Source organism: Pseudomonas sp. PKS (assembly GCF_051913525.1).
Taxonomy (GTDB): domain Bacteria; phylum Pseudomonadota; class Gammaproteobacteria; order Pseudomonadales; family Pseudomonadaceae; genus Aquipseudomonas; species Aquipseudomonas guariconensis_D.
Window position 1 is genome coordinate 89216 of sequence record NZ_JBEGDO010000001.1, and the last position, 12088, is coordinate 101303.

Annotated in this window: 11 protein-coding genes; 6 read left to right on the plus strand and 5 right to left on the minus strand. The window is 63.3% G+C overall.

Translation table 11 applies throughout. From position 1 onward, the window contains the following. Positions 1–2: 2 nt before the first annotated feature. Positions 3–2084 carry a putative bifunctional diguanylate cyclase/phosphodiesterase gene (locus tag ABOA88_RS00440; RefSeq protein WP_367850727.1) on the plus strand — a complete coding sequence of 694 codons (2082 nt, stop codon included), beginning with the start codon at positions 3–5 and terminating at the stop codon, positions 2082–2084. Here the strand turns inward: ABOA88_RS00440 and ABOA88_RS00445 are convergent, their stop codons facing one another. Then, the gene (locus ABOA88_RS00445) at positions 2085–2345 is read right to left on the minus strand and encodes a DUF1652 domain-containing protein (protein WP_196168201.1); all 261 of its coding nucleotides are present in this window, start codon (positions 2343–2345) and stop codon (positions 2085–2087) included. A 264-nt stretch (positions 2346–2609) separates the two neighbouring features. After that, positions 2610–3257: a DUF1345 domain-containing protein gene (locus ABOA88_RS00450; RefSeq protein ID WP_196168202.1), complete on the minus strand. Its 648-nt coding sequence runs from the start codon at positions 3255–3257 to the stop codon at positions 2610–2612. A gap of 256 nt (positions 3258–3513) precedes the next feature. Between ABOA88_RS00450 and ABOA88_RS00455 the strand changes: the two genes are divergently transcribed. Beyond that, on the plus strand, positions 3514–4428 hold the full coding sequence (locus ABOA88_RS00455; RefSeq protein ID WP_196168203.1) for a site-specific integrase: 915 nt from the start codon (positions 3514–3516) through the stop codon (positions 4426–4428). A 25-nt stretch (positions 4429–4453) separates the two neighbouring features. On the opposite strand, the gene ABOA88_RS00460 is transcribed toward ABOA88_RS00455, so the two are convergent. Beyond that, the gene (locus ABOA88_RS00460; RefSeq protein WP_367850728.1) at positions 4454–5644 is read right to left on the minus strand and encodes a type II secretion system F family protein; all 1191 of its coding nucleotides are present in this window, start codon (positions 5642–5644) and stop codon (positions 4454–4456) included. An 11-nt stretch (positions 5645–5655) separates the two neighbouring features. Then, complete coding sequence (gene gspG / locus ABOA88_RS00465) at positions 5656–6081, minus strand: type II secretion system major pseudopilin GspG (protein WP_043212360.1); 426 nt, start codon at positions 6079–6081, stop codon at positions 5656–5658. A gap of 182 nt (positions 6082–6263) precedes the next feature. Between gspG and ABOA88_RS00470 the strand changes: the two genes are divergently transcribed. The 4 genes from ABOA88_RS00470 (at position 6264) to ABOA88_RS00485 (ending at position 11595) form a co-directional block, all read left to right on the plus strand. Beyond that, positions 6264–6860 carry a lytic transglycosylase domain-containing protein gene (locus ABOA88_RS00470; protein WP_196168205.1) on the plus strand — a complete coding sequence of 199 codons (597 nt, stop codon included), beginning with the start codon at positions 6264–6266 and terminating at the stop codon, positions 6858–6860. Between the two features lie 100 nt (positions 6861–6960). Then, positions 6961–8415 (plus strand): ATP-binding protein, encoded by a 1455-nt coding sequence (locus tag ABOA88_RS00475; RefSeq protein WP_196168206.1) that lies wholly within the window; start codon positions 6961–6963, stop codon positions 8413–8415. 293 nt (positions 8416–8708) lie between these two features. After that, positions 8709–10202 carry a sensor histidine kinase gene (locus ABOA88_RS00480; protein ID WP_367850729.1) on the plus strand — a complete coding sequence of 498 codons (1494 nt, stop codon included), beginning with the start codon at positions 8709–8711 and terminating at the stop codon, positions 10200–10202. After that, on the plus strand, positions 10171–11595 hold the full coding sequence (locus ABOA88_RS00485) for a sigma-54-dependent transcriptional regulator (protein WP_367850730.1): 1425 nt from the start codon (positions 10171–10173) through the stop codon (positions 11593–11595). The genes ABOA88_RS00480 and ABOA88_RS00485 overlap by 32 nt, the downstream gene beginning before the upstream one ends. Before the next feature lie 114 nt (positions 11596–11709). Here ABOA88_RS00485 and ABOA88_RS00490 read toward each other — a convergent pair whose 3' ends face one another. After that, the gene (locus ABOA88_RS00490; protein ID WP_367850731.1) at positions 11710–12018 is read right to left on the minus strand and encodes a hypothetical protein; all 309 of its coding nucleotides are present in this window, start codon (positions 12016–12018) and stop codon (positions 11710–11712) included. Positions 12019–12088: the final 70 nt, after the last annotated feature.

Sequence of the window (12088 nt, forward strand, 5' to 3'; positions counted from 1 at the left end):
AAATGCTGATCGGTAGCTACTCCTCCGCGCTGGTGTTGATCTCGCTGTGCGTCGCCATCCTTGCCTCCTACACCGCCCTGGACCTCACTGGCCGGATCGCCACGGCCCAGGGGCGTGCGGCTTACCTGTGGATGGGGGGCGGGGCCTTTGCCCTGGGCATCGGTATCTGGTCGATGCATTTCATCGGCATGCTTGCCTTCAGCCTGCCGATCGAGCTGGGGTATGACTGGACGCTCACCGCGCTGTCGCTGCTGATCGCGGTCTTGTCGTCGGGCTTCGCCCTGTGGCTGGTCAGCCAGCCGAGCCTGCCGATGCTGCAGTTGGGGCTGGGTGCGCTGATCATGGGCGGTGGCATCGCCAGCATGCACTACACCGGCATGGCTGCACTGCAGATGACGCCGGGCATCGATTATGACCCGACCCTGTTCGGCGCCTCGCTGGCCATCGCGGTAGGGGCTTCGGCGGCGGCCCTGTGGATCGCGTTCCGGCTGCGTCGGCACACCCCCTATGTGCGTCATATCCGCGGGGCGGCGGCGGTGGTGATGGGGATAGCCATCGTCGGCATGCACTACACCGGCATGGCGGCGGCCAACTTCCCGGAGGGCAGCTTCTGCGGTGCTTTGGCCAACGGCCTGCGTGGCGACGGCCTGGATTCGGTCGTGTTGATCACCTCCCTGGCGGTCCTCGCCGTGGCGTTGGTCACGTCGGTACTCGATGCGCGCCTGGAGGCGCGCACCTCGGACCTCGCACGCTCCTTGACCCTGGCCAATCAGGAACTGACCCAGCTGGCCTTGCATGACACCCTCACAGGCCTGCCCAATCGCACCCTGCTGGCCGAGCGCATCGACCAGGCCATCAGCAAGGTGGCGGAGCAGGGCGGCTGCTTTGCCCTGATGTTCATCGACCTGGATGGTTTCAAGCCGGTCAACGATGCCTTCGGCCATCATGTCGGCGACCTGCTGCTCAAAGCGGTGGCGGCCCGTTTGCGGGGGCACCTGCACAGCCAAGACACCTTGGCGCGCATCGGGGGTGACGAGTTCGTCCTGCTGGTGGAGTTGCAGGAGCCGGCCGATGCCATGGAGGTGGCTGTCAAGCAGGTCAACCTGGTGGCCCGGCCCTACCGGGTGGCCGATCACGACCTGCAGCTCTCGGCGAGCGTGGGGATCGTGCTCTATCCGGGCAACGGGCTGGATCAGCACGAACTGCTGCGCAACGCCGACGCGGCCATGTATCACGCGAAAAGTGCCGGCAAGAACGGCTACAGCTTCTTCGACGTGTCGATGAACAGCAACGCACGCCAGCAACTGCAACTGCTCCAGGACCTGCGTGCTGCGCTGGAGCATGGCCAGTTCCGCCTGCATTACCAGCCAAAGTTCGATGCGCTCGCCCGCCAGCCGATCGGTGCCGAGGCGTTACTGCGTTGGGAGCACCCGCAGCACGGTTTGCTGTTGCCGGACCGGTTCATCGGCCTTGCCGAGAAGACCGGCCTGATCATTCCTATCGGCGAATGGGTGCTCGGCGAAGCCTGCCGGCAGATGCGCGAGTGGCTTGAACAGGGGCATGACGGCTGGCGTATCGCGGTGAATCTGTCGGCCATCCAGTTCTGTCATGCCGGCCTGGTGGACAGCGTGGCCCGGGCTTTGGCGAGCAACCGGCTGCCGGCCAACCGCCTGACGCTCGAGATCACCGAGACCACGGCCATGCGCGACGCCGACGCGAGCCTGACAGTGCTGCAGAAGCTTTCCGATATGGGCGTGGACCTGTCCATTGATGATTTCGGCACCGGTTATTCAAGCCTGATGTACTTGAAGCGCCTACCGGCCAACGAGCTGAAGATCGACCGAGGTTTTGTCCGCGACCTGGAGCAGGACAGCGATGATGCGGCGATCGTCTCGGCCATCGTCGCCCTGGGCCAGGCCCTTGGGCTGCGTATCGTGGCAGAAGGGGTGGAAACCAGCCGCCAGCAGGAATTCTTGACCCGTCTGGGGTGTGATTCGCTGCAAGGCTACCTGCTCGGCCAGCCCATGCCGGCCGATCAGTTCATGGAGGCTCTCAAGGCGGTGAAGCAGGCCGAGACGCTCTGACTACACCGCATCGCGCAGGGCACACGAGGGTTCGAACGCGTCCATCTCGGCCTCCACGGCCTCGATGATCCGCTCTACATCCGTGGCCGCCATGATGGCCGCGCAGGGGATGCCGGCGATCGCCAGCAATGTTTCGCCGGTGGCGCGGTCGAACAGCCGGGCGACCATGCTGCGCGGCGCATCCATGCTGGCTTCGAAGCCCAATGGATGGAAATGCCAGCGCATCACCTGGCAGGCGTTGGGGAACGTCATCTTGTTCATGCCAGCCTCCTTGTCCTGATCCTGGACGCGGTGATCGGCCGCTCATTCGGCCGGTAGGAACCTAACCATAGCACCTGTGACGAGAGTGTCTCGCGCCAAGCATGACAAATGTGCGGTTGCTTGATGTGGATCACAGCCATGGTCCGGGTGGCAAGTCACGGCCAAAGGCCAGGGCAAACGTTTTTCCTGGGCGATAGCGGCCGGTCGGGATGGTTCCGGGCGGCTGCCGGGGCAGGGTGCTTTTCTGACCAGTGGTGCAGTGCATCAGCCCAACAGGCCGGCGGCGATGTTGATGGTAAAGCCAAGGATTGCCGTGTTGTAGATGAAGCACACCAGCGAATGGGCCAGCACCACTCGGCGCATGCCGCGTCCGGCCACGCTGATGTCGGAGGTCTGCACGGCGACGCTCAGGGTGAAAGAGAAATAGAGAAAGTCCCAGTAGTCCGGTGCGCGCTCGCCGTCGGGAAAGCGCAGCGGCAGCGCGTGGGGATCACTGGTATAGAACAGGCGGGCGTAATGCAGGCTGAAGATGCAGCCGATCAGCAGCCAGGAGCCGGCCACCGTCAGACCCGTGTACAGGTAATGCAGGGCCTGGTCGTTCCCCTGCAGGCCGCGGCTGGCGGCCAGTTGCAACGTGACTGCCGCGAGGCTGGCAATGGCCGCGAAACAAACGGCGAACAGCACCAGGCCTGCGTTCTCGTCCTCCACGCGGGCTACCTTGCGCACGGTGTCGGCGTTGGCGCGCCAGGTCAGCCAGAACACCAGCACCAGGTACAGCCAGACGCCCAGGTTCCAGCCGGCGAGGATGCGTTGGACGGTATCGTCGGTGGGAATCAGCCAGGCGCCGGCCAGGCCTGCCAGGATGGCGATACTAAGGCGAGGGTGGGTGTGGGTGAGGCGGTGGAAAGCCATGTGGTTTCGTCAGTGATAGGAGCAATGGCTGACACTCTAGTTCAGCCTGGCCTGCCATCCAACCCAGGCGCCGGCACAGTGCGGCTTGCGGGGTTCGAACAGGCGGAGGTAATGGGGTACCATCCCCCCCCCGTGCCAGCGGCGAACGCCTTATATATCAGGATGATGGCACGGTTTAGGGGCGCAATGACCGCCTTGTTTTGTTGTCGATATGACTTGCCATCAAGTCTGAAAGACCCGCTTCAGGATTCATGTTTTGTCCGATTTCTTGCATAACCCACTGTTGCAATACCTGGCTCGTCTGGCGCCTTCCAGCCAGCTGACCATGCGCTACATCCTCCAGGACGCCGCCGACCGCCTGGGGTTTGTCGACTGTGACATCGCCGACGTGCCCTGGCACAAGCTCGAGCCAGGCCATGTGGTTGCCTTGGTGGCAGCGCTGCGTACCGATGGCTATGCCCCCAACACGTCGTCGCTGTATGTCAATGCCGTACGCGGGGTGATGAACGAGGCGTGGCGCCAGGGGCTGATCGACCATGAAAAGTTGTTGCACATTCGCGAGGTCAAGCCGGCAGGCGGCAGCAGGTTGCCGGCAGGGCGCAACTTAAGGCGCAGCCTGATTCGCGAGTTGATGGACGTCTGCGCCGCCGACCCGCGCCCTCAGGGCGTGCGCGATGCGGCGATCATCGCACTGCTGTACGGCACCGGCATGCGCAAGTCCGAGTCGGTGGACATCGATCTGGACCAAGTGGACTTCCAGGCCCGTAGCTTGCAGGTGGTGGGCAAGGGCAATCGCCAGTTGATCAAGTACGCCCCTGTCTGGGCTTTCGAGAAACTGCAGGCCTGGCTGGATCTTCGACGCCAGCATTTGCCGGAAGGAGAGGCCGATGATGGATTCCTGTTCAACCGCATCCGCCGTGGCAACCACATCACACGGGCGCGCATCACCAAGCACGCCATCTACTACATCGCCCGCCAGCGTGGGGCTCAGGTGGGGGTCAAGATCATGCCCCATGATTTTCGCCGGGCGTTCATCACCCGGGTGATCGAGGAGCATGACCTGTCCATCGCCCAGAAGCTCGCGCACCATGCCAACATCCAGACCACTGCCAACTATGACCGGCGTGACGACAACGAGCGGCGGCGGGCGGTGGATCGGTTCGACTACTGACCAGGTGCGCGCAGCGCCCCCACCGCTAGTGAATACTCGAAGCCAGCTCGAAGATCGGCATGTACATGAGGATCACGATCAGCCCGATCAACAGGCCGATGAAGGTCATCAGCAGCGGCTCGAACAAGCGCACGAACCATTCCACCCAACGGCCGATTTCCTGGTCGTGAAAGTCGGCACAGCGCTCGAGCATTTCCCCCAGGTTCCCCGACTGCTCGCCGGCCCGCAGCAAGCGCAGGGACACCGGTGTCACCAACTGGCCCAACTCCAGCGCATCGGACAGCGGCAAACCTTCCCCCACCCTTCGGCTGGCCTGCTCCAGGCCTTGCGCCGAGGCGCTGCCCAGCAGGCCGCGGGCCATGCCCATCGCGGTGAGGATGGGGATACCGCCTTGCAAGAGGATGCCAAGCGAGCGGTAAAAGCGCGCCAACTCATACATCACCAGGCGTTGATGCAGCGCGGGCCAGCGGCGTAGCTGGCGACTGGCCCAGCGGCGCAGGGCGGGGTTGCGACGCATCAAGGCCAAGCTGCAAAGGCTGCCCAGTGCCGCCAATGCCAGGGGCAGCTGCTGCGCGTGGAGGAACAGGCCAATCTTCATCAATACCTGTGAAAGCCACGGCAGCTCGTTGCCCATGCCTTCGAACACCAGGCTGAAGCGCGGCACCACGTAGCCCAACAAGAACAGCACCACGCCACCCCCCACCAGCAACAGCAGCAGAGGGTAGACGGAGGCACCGACCAGTTTCTGTCGGACCACGTCCAGGCGTTGTCGGTAGCTGATATAACGGCCCAAGGCATCCCCCAGGGCGCCGGTACGCTCGCTCGATTGCACCAAGGCCACGTAAAGCGCCGGGAACACCCGTGGCTGCTCGCCAAGGGCCTGGGACAGCGAGCGGCCTTCGTAGAGTTGGCGCACCAGCGCCTCCAGCACCTTGCGCGAGGAGGCGTTGGGCGCTTTTTCGGCCAGGCTCTCGAGGGCATCGATCAGGGGTAGGCCCGCGCTGAGCAACGTGCCCAATTCCTGACTGAAAAGCACCAGGTCGAACACCGGCGCGCGGCGCAAAGCCAGGACGCGCAAGGCGCTGCCCTGGCCGCGAATGCTCACGACCCGCAGCCCCTGGTTCTCGGCTTGTCGCCGCGCGTGCTCGACATCCTCGGCCTCGACCTGCAACTGGACGATGCCTTGCTGACCCAGGGCCTTGAGGCTGTAGCGCATGGCCGTTCTCCTCATTGCCAGCTGGTGATTTCGGCATTTTCCCCGTCTCCGCCGGGCTGGCCGTCCTTGCCCATCGAGAGCAGGTCGTACTCGCCGCCATTCTCACCGGGCTGGCGGTAGATATAGGCGCGGCCCCAAGGGTCCTGTGGCACGGCCTTTTGCAAGTACGGACCGGACCATCGCTGCTCACCGCTGGGGGCCGCCACCAAGGCTTGAAGGCCCTGCTCGCTGCTGGGGTAATGACCGACCTCCAGGCGATACAGGTCAAGGGCCTTGCCCAGGCCCTCTATCTGCGCTCGCGCCACTTTTGCCTCCGAGCGGCCGAGCTGGCTGAAGTACTTGGGCGCTACGATGCCGGCCAACAGGCCAAGCACCACCAGAACCACCAACAGTTCGAGCAGGGTGAAGCCACGCTGGGTGATGGATCTGCGTTGCATGGTGAAATCCTCCAGTGCGTTCGGGCAGGTTTGCCTTGCCATGCAACAGCCGTGCACGTCTGGCTCGGGGCCTTGCGCCATGGGGCGCTGCAAGCGGCACAGTGCTTGCGTCGTAGCTGAAGACCTCGGGTTTTCCGGGGCATTTCCCCCACATCGGGGGCCACGACGGGGAGGCAGCCGACATGCGTGGAATCATCCTGGGACTGATCTGGCTCGCGGCAGGTGCCGCAGAGGCCGACATGTACATCTCCATCGATGCCAAGGGCGGCTATGTGCTGTCCAACGTGCACCGGCCAGGACGGCATTACGAACGGGTCATCAGTGAGCCGGTGGCCCATGCCGGGCCGACAGATGCCCAGTTGATCACCGGCCGACCCTACGCCGAGCTGGTGGCCAAGGCGGCCCAAGCCCACGGTGTTCCCCAGGCGCTGCTGCACGCGCTGATCAAAGCCGAGTCCGGCTACAACCCCAAGGCGCGCTCGCCCCGGGGCGCGGCCGGCCTGATGCAACTGATGCCTGACACGGCAAAGGAGATGGGGGTCAAGGACGTGCTGGACCCCGCGTCCAACCTGCAAGGGGGGGCGCGCTATCTCAAGCGCATGCTGACGCTGTTCGACAACGACATCACCTTGGCGGTGGCAGCGTACAACGCCGGGCCCGATGCGGTGATCAGCCGCGGGGGCGTGGTCCCTCCCTTCGCCGAGACGCGCCGTTACGTACCTAATGTGCTGCGGGACTACCGCAAGTTGCAGGGGCTGGCCGACGATGCGCCGTTGTAGTCGCCGCCGAGATGTCGCAGATCAATGTCGCGCAGGGTGTGCCCACTTCCCCAACTCTGGGCTATAACCTTTTGAAGGTGCCCAGCCGTTGGAGTCGACCATGGACCTCGCCCCGCGTTCCGCCACACTCGAAGTGCCCGTTGGCGGCGATAGCAGCGTGGCCCGCAAGCCGTTCGACCTGCTGCGCTGGTATGCCTGGGTAAGCTTGGCGATCATTGTCTCGATCGCCGTTGGGCTGGGGCTGATCTCCAGCCGCTTCATCATCAACGAGAGCGTCGAACGCGACGCCTTGCTCTCGGCGCAGTTCATCCAGGCCATTGCCGACGCCGAAGTGCGTCATGTGTCGATCCCCAATGTGCGCACCATGGGCGAGCTGCTCGATCCGCGCACCGACCAGGCCATGCCAGACGTTGACCCCGATGCCCGGCGCCGGGCTCGAGGCGAGTTCCTCGACCATATCGCCCATCTGCCCGACATACTGCTGGCCAATATCTATGCGCCGGACCGGACGGTGATCTGGTCGAGCAACCCGGCACTGACCGGGAAGTCGATCGAGTCCGACGAGGATCTGGAGCAGGCCTTCGAATACAAGATGCAGGTGTCGGCCAGCTATCACGACTTCGAGGACGCGCGCAGCGAACAGAAATTCGTGACCCCGCCCCGACAGCTTTTTATCGAGAACTACATTCCCCTGTTCGACGCCGATGGCGAACGGGTCACCGCCATGGTGGAGATCTACAAGGAGCCCCATGACCTGATCGTGCGCATCGAGCATGGCCTGCTACTGATCTGGCTGGCCATCGCTATCGGTGCGAGCCTGGTCTACTTCGGCCTGTACGGCATCATGCGACGCGCGGCGCGGGTGATGGCAGTACAACAGAAGCGGCTGATCAGCAACGAGACCTATGTGGCGCTGGGGGAGATGTCCTCGGCGGTCGCCCACAGCCTGCGCAACCCCTTGGCCAGTATCCGTTCCAGTGCCGAGCTGGCCCAGGCATTCGATGAAGGGCCGGCGCAGAAAAACATCAATGACATCATCAGCCAGGTGGACCGCATGTCCCAATGGGTTCGCCAGCTCTTGCAGTCACTGCGTCCGCTCAATGATGACGCGGTGCCGGTGGACCTGTCCCAAGTGCTGCAGGAGAGCCTGCAAGCGTTTGCCGTGCCGCTGGCGCGCAGCGGCGTGAACCTGGACGTCAAGCCGCTGCCCTCGGTACAGGTGGTGGGCCATCCGGTGTTGCTCGGGCAGATCTTCAACAGTTTGATCGCCAATGCGCTGGAGTCCATGGAGCAGGGTGGGCAGTTGCGGGTGGAAGTGGTACGTCGGGATCGACGCAGCCTGACATTGCGCCTGTCGGACACCGGGCGGGGCATGAGCGATCAGCAGCAACGCATGGCTTTTCGCCCGTTCTTCACTACCAAGCAGGGCGGCTTGGGGGTTGGCCTGGTGTTGGTCAAGCGGATCATGGAGCGTTTCGCAGGCTCGGTTCGGTTGAGCAGCCGGGAGGGCCAAGGCACCAGCGTTTCGCTGAATTTCCGCTTGGTTAAATCTTGATGCTTTACATTGCAAGTGCTTCTTATCTAGCTGTTTTTAAAGGAAATATTTCTAATGTGGGTAGTGTTACCCATTAGTGGGGAATGCATCTCGAATTTGTCTTTGAATATGCTCATAAGGCATTGAATTTAATGAATATTTGTTGTTCTGGTGTAAATGGCTGGGTTCTTGCAGCACGATGACAGCGACCAATGGCAGCGGCAAAAGGTCAGGCAAAGTGCTATCACGTTGATACAGGCAGTAGCACAGTCCTGATACTCCGTCCCCCGAAGCCTTCGAACGGGAACGATGCGATGCAGATGCTGGAACACGATCTTCCGGACAAGACTGCCAGCCCCTCCAATGGGCTCGCTGCGCCCCTGCGCGAATTCAACCTGCTGCGCTGGTTCTCGGTCATCAGCTTGCTGATCATTGCGGCGGTGGCCGGCGCACTGGGTTACTTCTCGACCCGCTTCGTGGTGCGCGACAGCGTCGAGCGCGATGCAATGCTCACCGCCCAGTTCATCCAGGCCATGGCCCAGGCCGAGGTTCGCCATTCGCAACTGCCCCCGGGCACCACCATGGGCGAGCTCCTCGATCAGCGCCTGGACAATCAGCATTTGCAGATCCCCCCGGCCCTGGTGCAATCGACCCGCGGCGAGTTCCTCGATCACGTGGCGCACCTTCCAGACATCCTGCTGGCCAATGTCTACGCCCATGACCGCACGATTGTCTGGTCCACCAATCCACAATTGCTGGGCAAGCGCATTGCTGAAGATGACGACCTGGACGAGGCCTTCCACTCGCGCAAGCCGGTCTCAGCGAGCTACCACAAGGCCGAGGATGACCGGGAAGAGCAGAAATTCCAGCGCGAACCGCGCTACCTATTCATCGAGAACTACATTCCGCTGTTCGACAGCCAGGGTGAGCAAGTGCTGTCGATGGTCGAAATCTACAAGGAGCCCCAGGACCTGGTGCGGCGCATCCAGCGCGGCTATGTGCTCATCTGGTGCTCGACCCTGGTGGGTGGGGCGCTGATCTATTTCGGCCTGTTCTGGATCGTGCGTCGGGCCGCAGGGTTGCTGCATCACCAGCAAGATCGCCTGGTGGCCAGCGAGACCTACGTGGCGCTGGGCGAGATGTCCTCGGCCGTGGCCCACAGCCTGCGCAACCCGTTGGCCAACATCCGCTCCAGCGCAGAGCTTGCCCAGGAGATCGCAAGCGATCCGGCGCGCAAGAACATTGCCGACATCATCAGCCAGGTCGACCGGATGTCACGCTGGGTGCGTGACTTGCTGGTGTCGTTGCGACCGACCAGTGACGAAGCCGAAGCGGTGGATCTGGTGGTGGCTATCGAAGATACCCGGCTGGCATTCCTGCAGCAGATCGAGCGCAACGGCGTGCAGTTCAGCTTCGAGGGACCGGCCCAGCAGTGGGTGGCCAGCCAACCGCTGCAGTTGACCCAGATTCTCAACAGCCTGTTCGCCAATGCCTTGGAGGCCATGCCCAAGGGCGGCCTGCTGTGCGCCGAGGTCAGTTGCCTGGAAGGGCAACAGGTGCGCCTGGTGCTCAGCGATACCGGCAAGGGCATGAGCCAGCAACAGGAGCGGATGGTGTTCAAGCCGTTCTTCACCACCAAACAGGGCGGACTCGGTGTGGGCCTGGCCCTGGTCAAGCGCATCATGGAACGCTTTGGTGGCTCGGTCAGCCTGACCAGCCGCGAAGAGGAAGGAACCCGCGTGAGTCTTGTATTCAATATTGCAGCGGGAGGGGACCATGGGGCCCAGCATTCTGGTGGTCGAGGATGACGAGATCCTCGCGGACAACATACGTACCTACCTCGGGTTGAAGGGGTTCGAAGTCACGGTCTGCCATAGCGCGGAGCTTGCATTGGAGCAGATCAAGCAAGGCTTGCCCGATGCCGTGCTGACCGACAACTCCCTGCCGGGCATGAACGGCCATGAGCTGTTGCGCGCACTGATCACCCAGGCGCCGGAGCTCAAGGTGATCATGATGACCGGATACGGCAACGTCGAAGACGCCGTGCTGGCGATGAAGGAAGGCGCGTTTCATTACCTGACCAAGCCGGTGGTGCTGGCCGAGCTCAAGCTGATGCTCGATAAAGCCCTGGCGGCCGAGCGCATGGAGCGCACCTTGTCGTTCTATCAGGAGCGAGAGGCGCAGAAGTCTGGCTTGCAGGCGCTGATCGGTGAATCTTCGGCGATGCTGAATCTCAAGCACACCCTGCGCCAGTTGCTCGATGCCGAGCAGCGCATGGCCAGCGACGACCTGCCGCCGGTGCTGATCGAAGGGGAAACGGGCACCGGCAAGGAGCTGGTGGCGCGCGCCCTGCATTTTGATGGCTCGCGCAGCAAGGGGCCTTTCATTGAGTTCAACTGTGCCTCGATCCCGGCCAACTTGCTGGAGGCCGAACTGTTCGGTCATGAGAAGGGCGCCTTCACCGACGCCAAGGAGCGTCGTGTGGGCCTGGTCGAGGCCGCCGATGGCGGGACGCTGTTCCTTGATGAAATCGGCGAAATGGACCTGGTGCTGCAGGCCAAGCTGCTCAAGCTGCTGGAGGATCGCAGCATCCGCCGGATCGGGGCGGTCAAGGAGCGCAAGGTGGACCTGCGGGTCATCAGCGCCACCAACTGCAACTTGGAGCAGATGGTGCAGCAGGGCAAGTTTCGACGTGATCTGTTCTTCCGCCTGCGCATCATTGCGCTGAAGGTGCCGCGGCTCTATGCGCGCGGCCAGGACATCCTGCTGCTGGCCAAACACTTCCTGGCTCACCATGGGCGCCGATATGGCAAGCCCCACCTGCGCTTTTCCGCTGAAGCCGAGGCGCTGATGCTGGGCTACAGCTGGCCAGGCAATGTGCGGGAACTGCGCAATATGCTCGAGCAGACGGTCCTGCTGGCGCCCAATGATGTCGTGGCCGCGCACCAACTGAACCTGTGCATGACCCTGGTCGACGAGCCCATGAGCCTGCCCACTCCGGTGGCCTTCGAGCCGCCTCGGCATGAGCCGGAGCCTGGGACCAGCCTGCCGGAGATGGAGCGCGACCTGGTGTGCCGGACCTTGGACCGCACGGACTGGAACGTTACCAAGTCGGCGCGCCTACTGGGCCTCTCGCGGGACATGTTGCGCTATCGCATCGAGAAACTGGGGCTGACCCGGCCCGACAAGCGACAGTGGTGAGCCTGGGGGCGCTGTGCACCCATCGCCTGCTACACCAGCCTCCCACGCGTAGCGGGCAATCCGTTGTGGGAGCCGGCGTAGCCTGCGATGGGGTGCACAGCAGACCCAGGATCGTCAGGGCTGCCCCTGGCCGCGAGTGCCTCCATCGCCATGCCCGCGCATCCCTTCGGAACCCCCTGCGTCCATTCCCGGTAGGTTGCGATCATCGTTCTGGTCGACGGGCGGGCTGTCCGGATCGTTCCCCTGGATACGCGGGTCGGTAGCGCGGGGTACGGGCTTCTCGATTGGATTGAGGGTGCTGTCGGCGCCCGGCTTGGGCGCGGTGTTGTGCGGATCGTCCGGGTGGGTCGGGCCGGTGCCCACCGCCAGGGCCAGGGGAGAGGCCAGCAGGGCGGCGAGCAGCCAAGTGCGCGATTGATTCATCAGGGGCTCCTTGCGGGTAAAGGCGTGTTGCCTATACCTGGGTTGGGCCGCAACCCGAAATGCAAGGTGC